This window comes from Geitlerinema sp. PCC 7407 (assembly GCF_000317045.1).
Classification (GTDB): domain Bacteria; phylum Cyanobacteriota; class Cyanobacteriia; order PCC-7407; family PCC-7407; genus PCC-7407.
Window position 1 is genome coordinate 2296074 of sequence record NC_019703.1, and the last position, 19795, is coordinate 2315868.

General features: G+C 58.2%; 12 protein-coding genes and 1 riboswitch. Of the genes, 5 read left to right on the forward strand and 7 right to left on the reverse strand.

The window, feature by feature from the left end; all coding sequences use genetic code 11:
- The first annotated feature begins 130 nt into the window (after nucleotides 1-130).
- Entirely contained in the window at nucleotides 131-379 is a 249-nt protein-coding gene (locus tag GEI7407_RS09515; protein WP_015171936.1) for a hypothetical protein, read from the forward strand.
- A 213-nt stretch (nucleotides 380-592) separates the two neighbouring features.
- Here GEI7407_RS09515 and GEI7407_RS09520 read toward each other — a convergent pair whose 3' ends face one another.
- Nucleotides 593-1039, reverse strand: a complete 447-nt coding sequence (locus tag GEI7407_RS09520) for a hypothetical protein (RefSeq protein WP_015171937.1) — start codon at nucleotides 1037-1039, stop codon at nucleotides 593-595.
- Between the two features lie 172 nt (nucleotides 1040-1211).
- Here GEI7407_RS09520 and GEI7407_RS09525 point away from each other — a divergent pair, with 172 nt between their 5' ends.
- Entirely contained in the window at nucleotides 1212-1508 is a 297-nt protein-coding gene (locus tag GEI7407_RS09525) for a hypothetical protein (protein WP_015171938.1), read from the forward strand.
- A 28-nt stretch (nucleotides 1509-1536) separates the two neighbouring features.
- On the opposite strand, the gene GEI7407_RS09530 is transcribed toward GEI7407_RS09525, so the two are convergent.
- The 6 genes from GEI7407_RS09530 to GEI7407_RS09555 all read right to left on the reverse strand — a co-directional run bounded on the left by GEI7407_RS09530 (nucleotide 1537) and on the right by GEI7407_RS09555 (nucleotide 11448).
- Nucleotides 1537-3708 (reverse strand): ATP-binding protein, encoded by a 2172-nt coding sequence (locus tag GEI7407_RS09530; RefSeq protein ID WP_190274188.1) that lies wholly within the window; start codon nucleotides 3706-3708, stop codon nucleotides 1537-1539.
- A gap of 580 nt (nucleotides 3709-4288) precedes the next feature.
- Complete coding sequence (locus GEI7407_RS09535; RefSeq protein WP_015171940.1) at nucleotides 4289-5743, reverse strand: methyl-accepting chemotaxis protein; 1455 nt, start codon at nucleotides 5741-5743, stop codon at nucleotides 4289-4291.
- Nucleotides 5744-5903: 160 nt separating this feature from the next.
- The gene (locus GEI7407_RS09540; RefSeq protein ID WP_015171941.1) at nucleotides 5904-7355 is read right to left on the reverse strand and encodes a methyl-accepting chemotaxis protein; all 1452 of its coding nucleotides are present in this window, start codon (nucleotides 7353-7355) and stop codon (nucleotides 5904-5906) included.
- 24 nt (nucleotides 7356-7379) lie between these two features.
- Entirely contained in the window at nucleotides 7380-7784 is a 405-nt protein-coding gene (locus GEI7407_RS09545) for a response regulator (RefSeq protein ID WP_223294537.1), read from the reverse strand.
- Nucleotides 7785-8452: 668 nt separating this feature from the next.
- Nucleotides 8453-10438 (reverse strand): CHASE domain-containing protein, encoded by a 1986-nt coding sequence (locus tag GEI7407_RS19480; protein ID WP_015171943.1) that lies wholly within the window; start codon nucleotides 10436-10438, stop codon nucleotides 8453-8455.
- A gap of 494 nt (nucleotides 10439-10932) precedes the next feature.
- Nucleotides 10933-11448, reverse strand: coding sequence for a dihydrofolate reductase family protein (locus GEI7407_RS09555; RefSeq protein WP_015171944.1), 516 nt, complete (start codon nucleotides 11446-11448; stop codon nucleotides 10933-10935).
- 465 nt (nucleotides 11449-11913) lie between these two features.
- Here GEI7407_RS09555 and GEI7407_RS19485 point away from each other — a divergent pair, with 465 nt between their 5' ends.
- The 3 genes from GEI7407_RS19485 to GEI7407_RS09570 all read left to right on the forward strand — a co-directional run bounded on the left by GEI7407_RS19485 (nucleotide 11914) and on the right by GEI7407_RS09570 (nucleotide 19729).
- The gene (locus GEI7407_RS19485) at nucleotides 11914-13761 is read left to right on the forward strand and encodes a GAF domain-containing hybrid sensor histidine kinase/response regulator (protein ID WP_015171945.1); all 1848 of its coding nucleotides are present in this window, start codon (nucleotides 11914-11916) and stop codon (nucleotides 13759-13761) included.
- A gap of 137 nt (nucleotides 13762-13898) precedes the next feature.
- Complete coding sequence (locus GEI7407_RS19490) at nucleotides 13899-17888, forward strand: PAS domain S-box protein (RefSeq protein ID WP_015171946.1); 3990 nt, start codon at nucleotides 13899-13901, stop codon at nucleotides 17886-17888.
- A riboswitch (Fluoride riboswitch) is annotated at nucleotides 17889-18000 on the forward strand. It abuts the gene before it with no gap.
- Nucleotides 18001-18088: 88 nt separating this feature from the next.
- Complete coding sequence (locus tag GEI7407_RS09570; protein ID WP_015171947.1) at nucleotides 18089-19729, forward strand: cation:proton antiporter; 1641 nt, start codon at nucleotides 18089-18091, stop codon at nucleotides 19727-19729.
- Nucleotides 19730-19795 lie beyond the last annotated feature (66 nt).

A 19795-nucleotide genomic window follows, 5' to 3' on the forward strand; every position in this document is an offset into this window, starting at 1 on the left:
AAGCACTTGACGTTTTGTAAATTTATCGTTACATTAATTTACATAAGGTTACAAACCAAATCACAGTTCTCCCTGCACAGCGGCGATCGCCTACCAGCAGAGCCGCCCGGGGATTCACAGAGGTAAGACCATGAAAACCGACTTCGACTTCCAAAACCCCGCACTTTTGGGTCCCAAGGTTTTCCAGCCCGACTTTAACCAGTTTGAAACGGTCAACGGGACCCAGGCCTGGTCACTCTTTTTTACCGCCAGCCAAGAGGACAAAGCCCTGGGAGATAACCCAGAGCTAGGCCGCTTCTTCACCAACGCGATCGTGGCGATCGCCACCGCAGGCATCATCGGCGTCGCCATCTTCCAGAACGTGCTTGGAATTGTCTAAAGCAGTCGTGTAGTAAATAACTGGGGGCCGCAAGGTTCTTCGCAACGACAAACCGCGGCCCATCCACTTTCAAGCTTTTCTTTTTTCAAAGTTTCTCTCTCAGCAACAACGGATTTCCTCCTCTCTTGAGACCCTGGGACACTCCAGGGTCTTTTTTGTGGGCATTAGCCGCCCCTGAGGACAGCAATCCGTCCGATCTCCCTGCGCAAATCACTAACTGGGGCGATCGGCTGGGAGAAAGTCATACAAGATCTCGTCCGGCTCATCGTACTCATCTTCTTCAACGAAGAAGTTGCTGCCGCTCGGGCGATCGCTGGCCGCTGTCGCTGTCGTGCTGGGGGTCAGATCGTCCACGCCGGGGGGATTGGTGGCGATCGCCTGCAACCCATTCACCTTGTAGTCCAGCATCACCAAATGATTCTCGACCCCGGCCAGACGCTGGGAGAGCTGCTGCTGGACCTGGACCATCAGCGATCGCATCTGTTTTTCGAGCTGATCGAGAGACTTCGCACTGACAATCGGCACTTGAGAATCTGCCAAATAGGCCTGGAGAGCCGCCGCCACCAGAGCCGCTTCCTCCGCAGACCCAGCGGCTACCTTGGCGCGCAGCGCTGTCCACACCTCCTGCGGGAGCGAGACAGAGATCGTCGTGTTATCCATCGGTGAGCTGCCTTGAGAAAGATACCAAAGCTTATCGCATTCCTCGGGGCACTTCATCCCTTGCCAAACCTAGAAATTTTTTTGATTTCCCCTGGCAACTGTTCGGAAAATCGGGGAATCCTGAAGAAAAGAGAAAAGCACCAGAGAAAAACACCTAAGCCTTGCGAACGCTATGACAGACGATCCCAACAACCAGCCTTGGATCCAGACCTTGCCAGGTCTCATGACCGCCGCCGCGACCCTGATCACCGCCGTGTCGGGACTTGTGGTTGGCGTGCACCAGCTTTCGAGCGTCCGGGCACCTGAGAGCCCAGCCCCAGCGGCTAGCCCGGTCGCCAGCCCCGACGCCACCGCACCCGCCGTTGCCAGCCCAGCTGTCAGCCCAGAAGCGACCCCCAGCACAGCGCCTGAAGAGATCAGCGACAAGAAAGGGAAGCCCGAGGGCGGTAAAGGCGGCAAGAAGAAGTAGACCAGGGCCACGGGCGCCCAATCCGTCTCTAGCTAGGGTTGGTTTCGGGGTTGAGAGGCATCTCGAGGGTAAAGCAGGTCTCGTCGGTGTGGCTGTAGACCTGGATGACGCCCCCGAGGTGATCGGCCAAGCGCTTGACCAGAGCCAGGCCGAGCCCCGAACCGCCCTGCTTCCAGCGATCGCCATTGGGCACCCGATAGAATTTCTCGAAGATGCGCTCTAGCTCCTTCGCCGGGATTTCGACGCCGTGGTTGCAGACGCTGATGCAGTAGCGATCGCCCTTGACCAGCGCCGAGATCGCGATGATTTCGCCGGGCGGGGTGTATTTGCAAGCGTTGTGCAGCAGCTCCATGACAATGCGGCGCAGCGCGGACGCATCGGTCACCAGCGGCGGCAAGTTTTCGTCAATGTTGAATTTCAGCGTTTGCTGGCGCTCGCCCAAACGGGCCTGGAAAGACTTCACTACATCTGGCAGCCAGTCTTCGACGGCGACGATCTCTGCGCTGAGGCCTTGGTGCCCCCCCTCTAGCCGCTGGAGATCCAGCAGGTCATTGATCAGGGTGATTTCCTGCTCACACTCTTCTTTGAGGATTTTGAGATAGGCGGTGGTGGCGCGGCCAGTGGTGCTTTCGGCTTGGCTCAGGCTGCGCTCTAGCATCTGGATGGCGAGGCGCATGTTGGTCATGGGCGATCGCAGCTCGTGGGAAACGGTGCTTAGAAAATCGTCCTTGAGCTGGTTGCGCTTTTCGAGCTCGTTCACGGTGACCTGGAGGGCCTGATAGAGCCGCGCTTGGCGAATGGCGATCGCGCAGTGGTTGGCGACTTGCTCCACCAAGCGCACCTCGCTCTCGTCGTAGCCCTGATCGCGCGATCGCACCAGCCAGAGGTCGCCCAAGACTTCTTGATCGTCCATGATGGGGCACACCAGCAAGCTCACCAAGCCCCGAACCGGATTGGGCGTGATGTAGCAAAACTGCGAAGGCTGGCCCGAGAGAAGCTGGCCGTAGAGGTCAGGAAACACTGCAAAGGAGGTGACGCGGCCCTGGGAGGGCGCGATGGTGCGGGCCGCTTCGTAGCAGATGGTCGAGGTGCCGGTCGCCAGATCGTAGAGGGCGGCGTTGCAGGTGCCGATGTTCAAGACCAGCGCCAGCTCCTCAACGGCTTTTTGCAAAATCAGGTTCTCGTCTAGGCTGTTGCGGACCTTGTCCGTGATGCGGCTTAGGGTTGCTTCGAAGCGCAGCGCTTGCTCAAGAGAGGCGGTGCGAGTTGCAACCTGACGCTCGACAGCGATGCTGAAGGCGTGCATCTGCTCTTGCATCTCGGCTTGCTGGAGGGCGATCGCCAAGTGCAAACACACCTGCTCTAGGAAAGCCTGTTCTGATGCTTGCCAAGGTCGGGCAGCGGACTCACCCTGACAAATCGCCAGCTCCCAGCGGGTTTTTCCTTGATAGATGGGCAGCACCGTCTGGGCCGAAGGCCGCAGATCGGCGCAGGACTTGAGGGACGGGTGCGGCAGGTCAAGGGGCTCCAAGGAGCGCTGGCGTAGTAAATGATACGCAAACCAGGGGTCAGCAATGCGGCGTCCTAGGACCGAGAAGACGTCATTGGCGGTCACCTCAGCAGCGACTGCACACTGGCCATCGGGATAGTGCTGGAAAATCAGCAGCCGATCCACCTGCAAAAGGTGCTGTAGCTCACTTAGGGTTGTTTCGAGCAGGTCTGAGAGCACTTCTCCTTGGCGCACGCGCTGGGCGATCGATCGCAGCAAGCGCTCCTGATGGGAGGGGGCCACTAGGCCATCGGCTCGCCAGCGGCGGATTTGGCGCGCCAGGAGCGATCGCCGGAGGGGCTTGACCAGACAGTCCATGGCCCCCAGCTCAAAGCCCCGCTCTAGCCAGGTGTCGTCTGCGGACTCGCTCACCAGCACAATGGCCATGGGATCGCTGCCCGGCGATCGCTGATTTTGCTGGCACAGCGCCTCCCAATCCGTCGCCCCTGGGTCAATGTCCAGCACCAGCAGGGTCACTCGCAATGACGCTGTCAAGACCTCACACTGCTCCGTATCCTCGCAGAGGATCACTCGATATCCCTCCGCTTCTAGGACTTGCCGTAGCAGTATCTGTGTGTCCGTATCTGGAGTCACCACCACCGCAGTTGCCTGCATCGGCGCTAGGAAAGCGTTGGGCCGTCTCTCAGCCATAGGGATAGGAGAGGTAAGAAGCATGGGGCCACCCTCACTCAAAAATAGATTGTTCGGATCCGATGAATGGGTGCCCATACTGTAAATGTACGCAGAAAAAATATAGGACTTCTGAAGACGGCGCGGCTAGTCCGTGTTTCTTAGGCAATTGAGTCAAAACAGGCTGGAGCATTGATTCAGAAAAAACACGGTGGTGGTGTTTGAGTCAACCATAGGTGAAATTTTTTGAATTTTCAGGATGTTTATGGGATTTTTATGAGTTTCCCACTCTAACTTGAGAATTTGAGTCGGTTAAGTGGCTGAACTTGCAATCACCTTTTAATGATTACGGTCGAAATACACACATTCTCAAGGAAGTTTTAAGATTTGGCTGCTTCAGTAATTTTACTGGCTTTTTTAGAAATTTGGTAACATTACGGATTTTGGTGGCCTTTGCCTTTTTCGAGTTTTTTTCCCCTCTTTCAGGATCCTTAGGGTCTAAAGCTCAGGGTTTCTGTCTTTAGATAGATTTTGAAGTTATTTTTGAAGTCATTTTGGGGCGATCGCCTGATTTGCTGCCAGCCCGCGATCGCCCCTAGGGCTAGACCACCGTTTGCAGATCCACCGCCGCCTCGTTGAGCTTGTGCGTGCCCACTCGGGTCTGGCTAATCCCGCTCGCGGTCTGGACCGCTCCCTGGTTCAGCTGGTTCATCGCCTCGAGCACCTGCTGAATTGCGATCGCCTGCTGCTTTGCGTTGGCCGAAATCTGCTGGCTGCTGATCACGACGTGGTTGATCGCTTCCGCGACGCTCATGAAGTTGTCAGCCACAATCTGCACGGTCTGCACGCTCTGGTCGACGGTCTTGGTCCCTTCGTCGGTCACCATGACGGTGGAGTTGATCGAGTTCTGGACTTCGGTCACAAGTCCGCTGATCTTTTCGGCGGATTTGCGGCTCTGGTCTGCGAGTTTTCGGATCTCGGCCGCCACAACGGCAAATCCTTTGCCGGATTCTCCCGCTCGCACGGCTTCGACGGCGGCGTTGAGGGCCAGCATGTTGGTCTGGGTGGCGATGTCTCCCACGAGGCCAGAGATGCTCCCAATCTGGCTCGTTTGCTCGCTCAGTCGCAGAATCTGCTCGGCGATCGCTTCGACTTTATTCTTGAGCTGCTCCATGTCCGACAGCGTGTGGTCGACGACGGAGGTTCCTTTATCGGCTAGCGTCAGCACCTGCTGGGCGCTGCTCGCGGCCAGAGAGGCCTGATCGGCAGACTGCTGGGAGGACATGTACAACTCGTCCATGGTGGCGGTGGTCTGGCTCACTGAGGCTGCCTGCTGGCTGGCGATGCGCTCCTGCTCTTCTACGGTGGAGGCGATTTCTGAGGAAGAGCTGGCGATCGCGTTGGCGACTTCGTTGATGGGTCGAATCACCCACCGACTGATAAAAATCAGCGCCCCAAGGCCGAGGGCGATCGCGATCAGAGTGCCCGCCAACGAGATCAAGCTAGACCAGTACTCCACCGCCTTAGCATCTCGATTGCGCTGCAACAGGAGCGCATCTTCGACTGCATTCATCTCTTGCAGCTTTCGCTGCAGCTCTTGGTTAATGGCAAAGGTGCGATCGCTGCCAACCAGCGCTGCGGCAGCCTGTTGCTGCCCCGCTCGCGTCAGCTCGATCACCCGATTGGCAATTTGGGATTTCTCGTTATAGATGGCCTCAAACTCTCCCAGGCGCTGGATCTGCCCAGGGTTATCAGCGATCAGTTCTCGCAACTCCACCAGAGTCTGAGCGGCATTGTCTCGCACCTCATCGTGGACCGCCAGAAATCGGGTTTGGCCCGTCAGGCTGTAGCCCCGCCGACTGGCGTCCCCCATCGCCAAGTCTTCTCCCAAGACCCCGAGGCGCTCTTTGACTTCGTAGGTATGCGTCACCCGCTCCACCGCCACCAAAAGCTGATTGACGGTCACTTTAGAAATCGCTCCCAGGAGAATCATGACAAAGATGACTGCTCCAAAGCTGATTTGGGTAATTCGGCCTAGCTTCATTACGCTCCGCATAGCACTATCCTCAGCCCAGAATCTGATGGTATGGAGGGTTGGGCTAGATCCATCCAAGCAATGTTTGTATTGTGGGCCGTTTGGTCTGGGGGGGCGATCGCGCCTCTCCCCAGCCAGGCCGACTCCCCACAGCAGTCCGCAAACCAACGGGCTCAGCCGCTCAAACCACCGTTTGCAGATCCACCGCCGCTTCGTTGAGCTTGTGCGTGCCCACTCGGGTCTGGCTAATCCCGCTCGCGGTCTGGACCGCTCCCTGGTTCAGCTGGTTCATCGCCTCGAGCACCTGCTGAATTGCGATCGCCTGCTGCTTTGCGTTGGCCGAAATCTGCTGGCTGCTGATCACGACGTGGTTGATCGCTTCCGCAACGCTCATGAAGTTGTCAGCCACAATCTGCACGGTCTGCACGCTCTGGTCGACGGTCTTGGTCCCTTCGTCGGTCACCATGACGGTGGAGTTGATCGAGTTCTGGACTTCGGTCACAAGTCCGCTGATCTTTTCGGCGGATTTGCGGCTCTGGTCTGCCAGTTTCCGGATCTCGGCCGCCACAACGGCAAATCCTTTGCCGGATTCTCCCGCTCGCACGGCTTCGACGGCGGCGTTGAGGGCCAGCATGTTGGTCTGGGTGGCGATGTCTCCCACGAGGCCAGAGATGCTCCCAATCTGGCTCGTTTGCTCGCTCAGTCGCAGAATCTGCTCGGCGATCGCTTCGACTTTATTCTTGAGCTGCTCCATGTCCGACAGCGTGTGGTCGACGACGGAGGTTCCTTTATCGGCTAGCGTCAGCACCTGCTGGGCGCTGCTCGCGGCCAGAGAGGCCTGGTCGGCAGACTGCTGGGAGGACATGTACAGCTCGTCCATGGTGGCGGTGGTCTGGCTCACTGAGGCTGCCTGCTGGCTAGCGATGCGCTCCTGCTCTTCTACGGTGGAAGCGATTTCTGAGGAAGAGCTGGCGATCGCGTTGGCGACTTCGTTGATGGGTCGAATCACCCGCCGACTAATGAATACCAGCGTCCCCAGGGCCAAGGCGATCGCGATCGCCGTTCCCGCCAGGGAAACCACCGTAGACCAGTACTCCACCGCCTTAGCATCCTGATTGCGCTGCGCCAGCAGGCTATCTTCCCCCGCGAGCAGCGCCTTCAGCGCTTGCAAGAGCTCCTGGTTAATTTCAAAGTTGTCTGAGCCCACCAAATCGATCGCAGCTTGGCGATTTCCGGCAAGAGCCAGTTCTAGGGCGCGATTAGACGCTTCGGCTTTCTTTTCATACGCAGCTTCGAATTCTCTGAAACGCTCTTGCTGCCCTGGAGTTGTTCCGATGAGTTTCCGCACCTCTGCCATCATCTGGGGAATATTCTCAAGCGACTCATCGCGTACCGCCAAAAACCTTGGCTGCCCAGTGAGGATATATCCACGCTGGGCAGCATCTCCCAAGGCAATATCTTCAGCAATCTGGGCGAGGCTTTCTTTGATTTCGTAGGTGTGCGTCACCCAGCCCACCGCCCCCAAGAGCTGATTCATGGTGATTTTGGAGATGCTCCCCAGCAAAATCATCAGGACGATGACGGTTCCAAAGCTGATCCGCGTGATTCGGCCTAGTTTCATTGCGCTTTGCATAGCACTATCCTTGCCCAGGATCTTCTAGGAAGGAGCGTTGGGCAAGCTCCATCCCAAAATCGACGACACTTGCTTGGCAAGCAGAAGAGAGTTAAAAGGCTTGGCGATCGCCCCTACCACTCCCCAGCGTGAAAGCTGCTCAGCCGTCATCCAGTAGGTCTTGGCAGTCAGCAAAATCACCGGAATGCTCTGGTCCCTCAGATCGAGCTGCAACCGCCGCAAGAGACCCAGACCATCAACTTCTGTCGCCACCACATCCAAAATAATCGCATCAACGTCGCTCAATTGAGCAGTTTGGAGATCGGGCTGTGCAGAGCTTGTTGCAATCACTTGCCACCCACCTAATGTCTCAAGACAGGTCTGAACAATTTCACGAAGATGGATCTCATCGTTAATTAAAAGAATGCGCTTAGTGGCCAACGGTGCCACCTCGCAAGAATGATAGAACAGGAAACATACACAACGCGGCAAGAAACCAATATTTGCACCTGCCCAAAATCCTAAAGAGAGAAAATAAAGAACGCCTCAAGACAGTTCTAAGCCAGTTCTCTCAGCTGGTTCTCCAGGATACAGATAGTCTTTGCTTTTACCTGGGATAGAAACAAACCTTCAGCTCTACTGAGAACCTCCAGAGGATTGCGCTATTTCTAGATTAGAAAATCAGAAAAATTAAAATCAGAGAAATTAAAATACGTCGCTTCTCTCGATCCAAAAGTAGAGATGTATCCAATCACTCCTAAACCCAGACCCGGGCGATCGCTCCTACGGCTTTTTTAGCTTTACAAAATAATTTTGGAGAATGCAAGCGGTTTTGGCGTCAGCGAAATGATGGAGACTTACCCGAAGATTGGCTGATTTAGCTCGTTTTAAGCACCACAGCCCGTGGGCCTAAAGGCTCAAGCACCCTGCCATTAACCGAGAAAACGCTCCATGAAGGTTCAGTCTTAAAGTACCTAGGTTGCAAACTCCAAGCATCAAATCACGGTTTTTTGTGAAAAATCGTATTGCTTTGCCATTGATATTCACACAGGCGTGATATTTCCACACAGTTTTGGCTGCGCGCCCTTGGCAACAAGCGCCTTGTTTGCCAGGGTTCCTCAGACTCGGGAAACCAAAGCCGATTGGCTGACCGGCAGCGTAATCCGAAACTCAGTTCCTTTGCCGACCTTCGAGAAGCACTCTAGGGTCCCGCGATGAACTTCCTGAACCACTTGGTAGCTAATCGATAGACCCAAGCCCGTTCCTTTTCCCAGGGGTTTGGTCGTGAAGAAGGGTTCAAATAGACGCTTTTGCGTCTCTACGGGAATTCCTGGACCATTGTCAGATACAGAAATGCGCACGGTCTGGGGGCTAAGGGATCGCGTTTCTAGGGTAATCACGCCGCGATCGCCCGTCGCATACATATGATCCTCGAGAGCATCAATGGCATTACTCATTAGATTCATAAAAACTTGGTTGAGCTGGCCCGCATAGCACTCCACCAGAGGTAGCGCACTATAGTCTCGAATCACCTCGATCTCAGCGCGATCGGTTTTGGCCCGCAGACGATTGTGCAAGATCATCAGCGTGCTTTCGATGCCCTCATGGATATCTACGGCCTTGATTTCTGCCTCATCTAGGCGAGAGAAGTTGCGGAGAGATTTGACAATTTCTCGAATCCGCTGAGTCCCCACCTGCATCGAGAGCAGCATCTTCGGCATATCGATGCGCAGAAAATCAAAATCGATCTCCTCCATCAGCGCTTGGATACTCGATGAGGGCGAGGGATTATCCTGCTGATAGAGATCTACCAGGGACAGTAGATCTTGCGTGTAGGTCGCAGTGTGCTGAAGGTTGCCATAGATAAAGTTGACCGGGTTGTTGATCTCGTGAGCTACCCCCGCTACGAGCTGTCCTAGAGAAGACATTTTTTCGGTTTGTACGAGCTGGGCCTGGGTGCGATGGAGATCATCGAGGGCCTGCTGGAGCTCCTGCGATCGCGCTCGGAGGGTTTGCTCCGACTCCCGCAAGATGGCCTCGGCGCGCCGCCGCTCCGCGACTTCTTCTGAGAGTTCGGCGGTTCGAGCCGCCACCAAGGCCGAGATCTGGCTGGTTCTTTCGGTTGCTTGATAGAGATAGATCACCAAACCGCTCGTCACCAGCAGGCCAATCACCAGCATTGACTCTGCAAACCAGTACTGCTGGCCAGCAAGATAGGCTGGAGTAGGCTGGAGCTGCAGCAGCCACTGGCGATCGGCGATCGTGACCCTAGTGGCGCACAGCGAGCGATCGCAGCCGACGGTACGCTCCGGCGATTGCGGAAAATCTTTGTCCAAGATCGTTTGGATCGTCTGGGTCTCAGCATTGTAAAAAGCCAGAAAGCGGTTTTGGGGCTGCTTGGCCTGAAGATCGACCAAATGGAAATTGAGATCCGTCACATTGAGCCCCGCGATCGCCGTCTCCAAAATTTCGGGGATCGAGTAAACCCCCACAAAAATTCCCCGAAAACTCTGCTTACGCTCCGCCAGGGTAGACGGACTCGACTCAGCAGCATAGATCGGATGAGCCAAAATAAACCCCACAGAGTTTTTGGCAATCAGGGTGATCCGATCCGTCACCGCAGGCCTGCCGCTGTCGCGTGCCTGAACTAGGGCCCCAAAACGCTCAGGATTAGACCCAAAGTCAAACCCTAATACTCCCTCGATCTCCGGCAGAGGCTCTGCATAGGCAATCGGGTAATACATGGGGCGATCGCGGACTGGCTGGGGCTGGCCCTCAGCATCCATTTGATAAATCTGGAAACTGTCCATGCCCTCAGCTTGGCGCGCCTGCTCAAACTGCGATCGCTCCCTCAAAGACACGGGAACCACCCAGTTCTGGGCATAGAGCCCGTCATAGCGCTTAAAAAATGACTGCGCTAGCTTCTGAAATTGCGTCTTGTTCAGGTCTCGATTGGCGGCATGAAACGCCTCAAAAGCATAAGAAATAGACGAATAGTCATCGAGTCTGACCTGCAGCGCTTTGGTAATCGTGTTCGAGCGCCGCTCAAACGCTGCTTGAGCGCGCTCTTGTTCCCACTGTTCGAGGGTGGTGCTAGTGCTCACCGAAAGAGCAACTCCCAAAAGGAGAGTCAGCAATGCTGGAAAGTGACGTCGCGTGAATCTCATGATAGTTTCGACCGGCGCAAGATCCCATGGATGTTTTGAGGATGCCCAGAGATAACAGAAATGTAAGTAATGCTTAAATAAACGAAATTTTGCAAACAAATATGAAGCGATCGCCGACGAAACCCTCCATTGCTAGAGGACACTCTCGATCATTGCCAACTACTAGCGCAGCCCGATGGGACAGGCTGCGCTGCTATGACTAGCTAGAAAAATTTCGCTGGGAAGTATCGGTCGTGAGGCTGGGGAACACGGGCGATCGCTCGTTCTGTTGCGCGAACAGACCAAATATACCGAAGAGCGATCGCGCAACACTGCCTTATCTGGCGATTATATCCCCCTTTAAAGAATTGTCTGTATCTTCTTGGCCAGACGCTTTATGGCTTTGGCACAGCGGACTGCATCCCAGCAGAAATACTCCAGCGCAAAACCCTTTAGGCCGCAGCAGACTCATAAGTCAGCTGCACCAATCCGGTCTCAAAAGTATGGTGGTCTATCAGCGTCAGCGGGATCTCCGGCAGCGGCCCCAGAAAAAGCGGCAACCCTTCACCCAACACCACCGGGTGAATCGAGAGAATGAGCCGATCAACCAGCTTCGCCGCCAAAAGCTCGCGCACCAGCACCGCACCCCCCACTAGCCAAATATCGCCACCCGGACGCCCTTTCAGGTCCCGCACAAAGGACGCCGGCTCCTGGGCAACAAAGTTGACCTGTTCAGTGCGATCGCGCTGGCCCCGAGAGAAAACATAGGCCTCCTTGGTTCCGTAGGGATATTCGCCAAAGGTGAGCAGCTGTTCGTAGGTTCGCCGCCCCATTAGGAGGGTCTCGATCTCGTCAAAAAATGCTGTATATCCATAGTCCTGATCGGTAAAAAGCCAGTCTACCTCGCCATTTTTGCGAGCGATGTAGCCATCTAGACTCGTGGCAATAAATAAGTTGATCGTGCGCATCAGCAGTCTCTAAGAACCATTCGATAGAAAGGAGAACCGCAAGACTACAGCGCGATCGACCAGGATTCCTGAAAGGCCGTGACCTTCTATGGGTTCTCAGGCCTGAGAAATTTTCATTTTGACTAGAAATTTGGCTTAAAGGGGACTGTTGCCAGACCCTGCGCGGAGAGAGTCCCCCTTGCGCCAAGACATTCTGCAACAGACCCTCCGAAAAAATCGCATTTGGGCAATCCCATGGGAACACTCTAGGGTGAGTTTGGCGGCAAAGCTGGCCTAGAACAGACCGCGTGTTGACCCTAAAACGGGTTTCGACACCGCTTACGCTCTGCGGTCTGAATCCGCTGCTTTTCCCAAAGCAGCGCAATCTCAAGCCTGGACAAGATATGCAGGCGATCGCCCCAGCCCCTCCTTGCAAGGCGCTTTGTCTACCACCTCCTTCCCTCCCAGCCCTGTTGTTGTTGTGACATGAGCGACAATCTCCACGATCCGCAGCGGGTCAAAGCCCTCATCGATTACCACATTCTCGATACGCCCCCCGAGCTGGCGTTTGACGACATTGTCAAACTAGCGGCGACCATCTGCCATACACCTGTCTCGCTGATTACATTGGTCGATTCGCGGCGGCAATGGTTCAAGGCCAAATTCGGCATGGCGGATCTCCAAGAGCTGCCCCTAGAGCCCGGATTTTGCCCTCTGGTTGTCGAAGAAGGCAAATTTCTGCTGATCCCCGACACCCGCGCCCACAGCGTCCACGCCGAAAATATCGTGGTGCGCAGCGCGCCCCACGTGCGCTTCTACGCGGCGACGCCGCTGATCAGCCCCCACGGCCAAGTCTTGGGCACTCTGTGCGTGCTGGACTTCGCGCCGCACCAGCTGAGCGCTGAGCAGATCGAAGCCCTCGAAGCCCTCGGTCGTCAGGTCATTAGTCAAATGGAGCTGCGCCGCCAAGCGGTTGCGCTGACCGAGGCGCTGCGGGAGCGGCAGACCATCCAGCGAGAGATCGAGATCCAGGCCCACCGCGAAAAACTCTCCCACCAGATCACGCGGCACATTCGCGACACTCTGGATATGGATGTGATTGTGCAGGCGGCTCTAGAGGAGCTCGGCAGGCACCTACAGGTCGATCGCTGCTACTTTGCCCACTATGCCGCTGCCGGATGGGTCGTCACCCACAGCTTTGCTCAGACGGGCGTCGCGCTGGGCTTGGGCAACAGTGGTCCTTTTCGCTCCTTCAACAGCCCTGTGCGCAACCTGAAACATACAGTCGTTGTGGTGAATGACGGCGAGCAGTATGACCTGCTGGGGTGGCGGGAGGATGTGCTGGTTCAGGGGGCTAGGAGCTGGATTTTGGTGCCGACTTATCTGGAGGAGAAGCTGTTTGGGGTGATCTGCTGCCATCAGTGCGATCGCCAGCGCCAGTGGCAAACCGCCGACATCGAGCTGGTGCGCCACGTAGCCGACCAGCTATCCATCGCGGGGCAGCACGCCCAGCACTATCGGCGCAGTCAGGTCTACGGCCAGGAGCTCGAAACCCTGGTCGAGCAGCGAACGCGGGATCTGGCGATCGCCCTGAGAGAGGCCCAGCGCGCCAACACCTACAAGTCCGAATTTCTGACGGGGGTCAGTCACGAGCTGCGCACGCCCCTCACCACGATTTTGGGCTTTGCTCGTTTACTCCATGAGCAGTTTTATGGAGATCTCAACGAAAAACAGCAGCAGTACATTGGGCTCATCTGCGAAAGTGGTCAGCATCTGTTGAACTTGATCAACGATCTGCTAGATCTCAGTAGATTAGATGCAGGACACACCGACTTGAGCTATCAGGTCGCCAGCCCCGTCGACCTCTGCGAACAAACCATCGAGCTGCTTTCCCAAAAGGCTATCGAACAGTCGATTCATCTCCATTTCAAATATCAGTTACCCAGCCATCAACAGTTAGTTCTTTTAGAGACTCGTTTAGTGTTTCAAATTCTAGTCAACCTGGTTTCTAACGCCCTGAAGTTCACGCCAGCCGGCGGGGAGGTAGAGGTTCATTTAGCCGTGCTAGATCATATGTTATGCTTCACGGTCACTGATACAGGCATTGGCATTCCCCGAGATTACCAAGACCGGATTTTTGATCCGTTTTATCAGGTCAATAATCCCGCACGAAAGCGATCGGATGGGACCGGATTAGGACTGTCATTGTGCAAGCGCTTCGCGGAGCTGATGTCAGGAGCGATCGAGTTTGAGTCGCAAGAAGGTGTCGGCAGCAAATTCTGGCTGCGGCTGCCCTTTCAGCCTCTGGAGATTCCCCCTCAGCTAACGGCCTAAAACCGAGGGTTTGGCCAAGGGGAATGATTCGGGGAATGATTCTTGGAGCGGCCCTAGGGGTCGGTTCAGGCGGTTGACCCTAGGGGTCTCCTTTGATCCAAATCCACGCGCTTTTTGCTGCCTGCCGTATCTTTTGTATGGACTTTATCTCCCGCTTGTTTCGATCGGTGTCTTGTCGCTGGGTGATTGCCCTGGGGCTCAGCTCGGCGAGCCTAGGGGCGCTGCTGGCGGTGGCATGGCATCTGCGCTGGTCCAGGGTGCTTCAGATTTGGCCGGAGGCGCCCCCAATCCGCTACAACATGGCGATCGCGCTGGTGCTGGGGGGCTTTGCCCTGACGGCCAATGCTTTGGGCTATCGGCGCTGGGCGCGGGGTCTGGGCGGGGCGATCGCCGTTTTGGGGCTGCTGGTGCTGATAGAGCACCTTTTGCAGATAGACCTGGGGATTGATCAGTATTTTGTCGAGGACTATCTGTCGCGGCCGCCCGCGCCGCACTTGGCGTGGCGACCGCTCGAGAGCGTGCCGGGGCGGCTGTCCCCCTACAGCGCCCTAGGGCTGCTGCTGCTGGGCGTGGCGAATTTTAGCTTGACGGCGGGGCGGCGGCGGGTGAGTGCGGCGATCGCCAGCTTTGCGGCAGTGGGAGCGGTGGCCATCGGCAGCGCGGCTCTGGTGGGATACCTCAGCGGCGTGATCGACCTGGGCAGCTGGGGCCAGCTCACGGGGGTATCCATTCTGTCCGCTGTGGGGCTGCTTCTGCTGGGCACTGGAACTTTGCTACTGGCCTTTTCGGCGGGGCGGCCTTATCCCCTGCCCCTGCGCTGGCTGCCCTGGCTCGCGGCCACCGGCGTCCTGCAATTTCACGTGTTTATGTGTCAGGCAACGGCGATCTGGGAAACCAGCCAGACCAGCTCTCCTTCCCTGGCGGCGGCCTTTAGGCTGCCGAGTCTGCGCGCTGAGGTGCTCAATGGGGTGCTGACGACGGTTGGCACGTTTTTGCTGATGCATTTCGCGACCAAGGCGCGCCAGCAGGCGCGGGAGCTGAGCCGTGAGATCTGGGAGCGGCGACAGATCGAGCAGCGGCTGCTGAGCCAGCGCCAGCGCAGTCGGGCAATTTTCGATCAGACGTTTCAGGTGATCGGGCTGCTGGCGGCGGACGGGACGCTGCGGGAGGCCAATTCTCAGCTGCTGGGCCTGCTGGGGTGCTCCCCCGAAGCCGTGATCGGGCGATCGCTGTGGGAGGTGGCCCAGTGGGACGGGGAGGTGGAGCCGCTGCTGCGCCAGGCGATCGCCGAGGCGCTGGCGGGCAGGGTGGTGCGCCACGAGCTGCGGCTGGTAAACGGTCAGGGCAAAATGCTTGATCTCGATTGGTCCCTCAAGCCGCTGGTCCTGCCGAATGTGGCCGAGACGCTGCTGATTTTGGAGGGGCGCGACATCACTGAGGCCAAGGGCGTTGAGGCAGAGCTGCGCACCAGCAAGTATTTCATTGAGCAGGTGACCGACAATTCGCCGGAGCTTTTGTATATTTTTGACCTGCACCAAGGACGCAATATCTATATCAATCGCTATGTTTCTACGGCCCTGGGCTATACGCCCGAGGAGGTCAAAGACCGGGGCAGCGAGTTTTTTGCCAATATTTTCCATCCGGAGGACATACCAGGCATCCAGGCGGTTTTTCAGTACGAGCTGACGATGGCGGACGGCGAGGTGTGTGAGCACGAGTACCGCATGCGCCGGGCAGACGGGACTTGGCGCTGGATGCGATCGCGGGAGGTGGTGTTTGCGCGGGAGCCCACGGGGCGGCCATCCCAGATTTTGGGCATCGCCACAGACGTGACGGAGCGCAAGGCCCTCGAAACGGCGCTGCGAGCCTCGAAGGCGCAGATTGATGATGTGCTCAACAGCACGATCGCCGGCATTACGCGCTTTCGGCTGTTTGGCGATCGCTCCTTTCAGTACGAGTTTTGCTCCCAGGGCAACACGGTGGTGTTTGGGTTTTCTGCCGAGGAGATGCTGGAGAGCCCCATGCTGTGGTTTTCTCGCATCTTTCCAGAGGATCGCCCGATCGTGCGGGAGGCCCTCAACCAGGCTCTAGCGGGACAGTCCCACAGCTTTGCCTACCGATTTCATCACAAAGACGGCTCGCTGCGCTGGATTGCAACGACCTTCACCTCACGCTGGGATGGGGAGGCCGAGTGCTGGCTGGTGACGGGCTTTAGCCACGACATCAGCGATCGCAAGCAGGCCGAGGAGCTGGTGGTGCGATCGCGCGACTTTTATCTGACGCTGCTGGAGACCTTCCCCACGCTGATCTGGAAGGCCGACCTGACCACCGGGGTCATTTATTTCAACCAGTCCTGGCTCCAGTTTCGGGGGCGCACGCTGGAGCAGGAGCAGGGCGACGGCTGGCTAGACGGCGTTCACCCAGAAGATCGCGATCGCTGCCGGAGAACCTACCTGGAGGCCTTTGCTGAGCGACGCGCCTTTGAGATGGAGTACCGGATTTTGCGCTGGGACGGCGAATACCGCTGGCTGATGGACTTTGGCAGCCCCTTTAGGGACATCGAGGGCAACTTCGCAGGCTTCATCGGCTCGTGCTACGACGTGACCGAGCGCCGCCTCGCCGAAGAAAAGCTGCGCCAGAGCGAGCAGCAGTTTCGCGCGCTGATCGAAGATCTCCAGGTGGGCGTTTTGCTCACGGGGCCGCAGGCCGAAGCGCTGGTGTTTAACTCGGCGGCCCTGCGGCTGCTGGGCCTGAGCGAAGACCAGATGATGAGGAAAACGTCTTTTGATCCGCGCTGGCAGGTGATTCACGAAGATGGCGCACCCTTTCCGGCGCCAGAGCATCCGGTGCCGGTGGCGATCGCCACCGGCCAGCCCGTGCGCAATGTGGTGATGGGCATTTACCGGGGAGACGACTCTCTGGTGTGGATTTTGGTCAATGCTGAACCCCAGCTAAGCAACAATGGCAGCGTTCGCCAGGTGCTCTGCACTTTTAGCGATATCACCGAGCGCAAACAGATCGAAGAGATGCTGCGCCACCAGGCTGAGCGGGAAAAACTCCTCGGCACGATCGCCCAGCACATTCGCCAGTCCCTCGATCTCAACCAAATTCTCAGCACGACGGTGCGGGAGGTGCGGCAGCTGCTCCAGGCGGACCGCGTGATTATCTACTGGGGGTATCCCAGCAGCGGCGGCCACGTGATCACCGAGTCTCTCAAGACCGGGATTCCGTCGCTGCTGGGGTTTAGCTTTCCGGCGGAGTTTGGCTGTCTGCTGCCGGTGGATCACTACATCCAGGGCAAGACAAGCAGCCTCACCGATACCCACAGCAGCCCGCAGCTGCCGCCCATTGTTCAGCGAGCGTTTGCGGCGATGAATATCCGGGCGCGCCTGGCGGTGCCGATCTTGCAGCAGGAGGGGCTGTGGGGCTTGCTGAGCGTGCATCAGTGCCATGAGCCGCGCCAGTGGCAGTCTTGGGAAATCGGCCTGCTCCAGCAGCTGACGGCTCAGGTGGCGATCGCCATTCAGCAGGCGGAGCTGCACCAGCGGCTCCAGCACGCCAACCAGGAGCTGCAGCGACTGGCCAGCATTGACGGCCTGACCCAGGTGGCCAACCGCCGCCATTTTGATGAATATCTGCGCCGGGAGTGGCTGCGCCTCGCGCGCGATCGTGGTTCGCTGTCGCTGATTTTGTGCGATGTGGACTTTTTCAAGCGCTACAACGATCTATACGGCCACCAAGCAGGAGACGAGGTGCTGCAACTGATGGCGGGGGCGATGCGAGGCGCACTGAAGCGCACGGCGGATCTGGTGGCGCGCTATGGCGGGGAGGAGTTTGTCTTGGTGCTGCCCAATACGGATCTGGAGGGGGCGATCGCCGTGGTGGAGCGGATTCGCCGCAATGTCCAGACCCTCAACATTGCCCATCAACACTCTGAGGTCAGTTCTCGGGTCACCCTCAGCTTGGGCGTGAGCACGGTAATCCCGACTCTCCAGAGCACGCCTGCCATGCTGATTCAGGCGGCTGATGAGGCGCTCTACGAGGCCAAAGCCCAGGGACGGGACTGCTACCGAGTGCGATCGCCCACCCCGTTCCCCTCTTCCCCCTCGCCAGCCCATGACGTTTAATAGAATCTAGGCGATGGAGCTCGCCATAACCGCCGTCCGGCGATCGCGCTAAAATTTGCGCCGACCTTTTTTCTAAACTGGCTTTGGACTGGCTGATGGCTCCTACTTGTTTGGCTTGCTGCCAAAGAGTAGGAGCTTTTGGCGCTATCCCTTTTCTGGCAGCAAGTCACGCTCACCGTCGTGTCTGAGAGAGGTGCGTGATGCTAGAAAGTTTTCTGTGGATTTTGGGGATGGGGTTCTTTGGGGGGCAGATTGCTCGCCGCCTGGGAGCCCCGGCCCTCGTGGGAATGGTGCTGATCGGGATCGTGCTGGGGCCGTCGGTGGCCCATGTCCTGAGTCCTGGCCTGCTGGCGGGGGCAGCCCCCCTGCGCACCGTAGCCGTCATGGTGATCTTGATGAAGGCGGGTCTGGGGCTCGATCGCGACAAGCTGGCCCAGCAAGGCACCGTGGCCCTGCGCCTGGGCTTTTTGCCGGCCCTGGGCGAAACCCTGGTGGTGGCGATCGCCGCTCACTGGCTGTTTGGGCTGGACTGGCCCACCGGCCTGCTCCTGGGCTGCGTCCTAGCACCGGAGTCCCCCGCCGTCATTGTCCCCGGCATGCTCCGCCTCAAGAGTCTGGGCTGGGGCGTCACCAAGGGCATCCCGGACGCCATCTTGACGGGCAGCGCCCTGTCCGATGTGCTGATGCTGCTGGGCTTTAGCCTGCTGCTGCGCTTCTTGGCCCAGGGCAGCGCGGGAACCCTGGCGATCGCCGGTTTCCAGGTCAGCGCCTGGGTCGCCCTGCCCCTGCAAGTCCTCAGCCAGATCGGCTTTGGGGTGGGGGTGGGTCTGCTGGCCGCTCGCAGCCTCGTCTCGCTGCTCTCTCGCCAAAACTGGACCCAAAACGCCGTGCAGGATATCCTGCTGGCCGCCTGCGCCGCTCTGCTGCTGGTGGTCGGCGCTGAGCGTTTGCCCTTCTATTCGGGCTATCTGGCCGTCATGGCAATGGGCTTTTTCCTGATCGAGTTTGACGCGCCTCTGGCCCGCCGCCTGCGCACCGGCTTCGATGGCCTGTGGGTGATTGCCGAGATTCTTTTGTTTGGGCTGCTGGGGGCCAGCATCGAGGTCTCAGTGCTCGAGAGCGTCCTGCTGCCGGGGCTCTTGCTGCTGGCGGTGGGGACGCTGGTGGGGCGATCGCTCGGGTGGTGGCTCTCCACGGCGGGCAGCAACTGGACCTGGCAAGAGCGGCTGTTTCTGCTGCCCGGCAACTCCGCCAAGGCCACGGTACAGGCCGCCATCGGCGCGATTCCCCTGGCCCAGGGACTGGCGGGCGGTGAGGTCGTGCTGGCCCTGGCGGCCCTCTCGATTTTGGTAACCGCTCCCCTGGGGGCGTGGGCGATCCCCACCTTTGCGCCGCGCCTCCTGAGCCGCGGGGCCGTGGACCCGACCAAGGTCTCGGTGGCTCGGCAGGTGGTGATCGTCGCCGCCGTAGACACTTCGCCCCTGGCTGCGGCGGTCCTGACCAAGGCGGCAGAGCTGGCCCGCCGCAGCAACGGCACGGTGCTGGTGGTGTCGGTCATCCGGGGGTCCGAAGCGGCGATCGCCCCCCTCCAGGCCCTCACCCGGCAAACGCTAGCCGACATTCGCCACGAGTTTTGTCCGCTGTCCGGCCCGGTCCCCGAAACCATCATCGAGTTTGCGATCGCCCGGCAGGCAGCAGAGATCGTCCTGGGCAAGCGGGGGCATCAGGCCTGGGATCGGGTGCTGGTGGGCTCGGTGTCCCAGGCCGTCCTGGAGGCCAGCACGATTCCGGTGCTGCTGGTCGAGGATGAAGCTTCGGGGCGATCGCCCGAAGCGTCGTGAGGGATCAGGGCGAGCAGGGCAGCACTTCTGGGCTTCCCGGCAGGCGATCGCAGGCCGCCGCGTGAT

Excerpts from the sequence above, each read along its gene's own strand:
- GEI7407_RS09535 (WP_015171940.1), bottom strand. The coding sequence starts at position 5,743 with ATGCGGAGCGTAATGAAGCTAGGCCGAATTACCCAAATCAGCTTTGGA.
- GEI7407_RS09525 (WP_015171938.1), top strand. The coding sequence starts at position 1,212 with ATGACAGACGATCCCAACAACCAGCCTTGGATCCAGACCTTGCCAGGT.
- GEI7407_RS09530 (WP_190274188.1), bottom strand. The coding sequence starts at position 3,708 with ATGGCTGAGAGACGGCCCAACGCTTTCCTAGCGCCGATGCAGGCAACT.
- GEI7407_RS09540 (WP_015171941.1), bottom strand. The coding sequence starts at position 7,355 with ATGCAAAGCGCAATGAAACTAGGCCGAATCACGCGGATCAGCTTTGGA.
- GEI7407_RS19490 (WP_015171946.1), top strand. The coding sequence starts at position 13,899 with ATGGACTTTATCTCCCGCTTGTTTCGATCGGTGTCTTGTCGCTGGGTG.
- GEI7407_RS09555 (WP_015171944.1), bottom strand. The coding sequence starts at position 11,448 with ATGCGCACGATCAACTTATTTATTGCCACGAGTCTAGATGGCTACATC.
- GEI7407_RS09520 (WP_015171937.1), bottom strand. The coding sequence starts at position 1,039 with ATGGATAACACGACGATCTCTGTCTCGCTCCCGCAGGAGGTGTGGACA.
- GEI7407_RS09570 (WP_015171947.1), top strand. The coding sequence starts at position 18,089 with ATGCTAGAAAGTTTTCTGTGGATTTTGGGGATGGGGTTCTTTGGGGGG.
- GEI7407_RS19485 (WP_015171945.1), top strand. The coding sequence starts at position 11,914 with ATGAGCGACAATCTCCACGATCCGCAGCGGGTCAAAGCCCTCATCGAT.
- GEI7407_RS09515 (WP_015171936.1), top strand. The coding sequence starts at position 131 with ATGAAAACCGACTTCGACTTCCAAAACCCCGCACTTTTGGGTCCCAAG.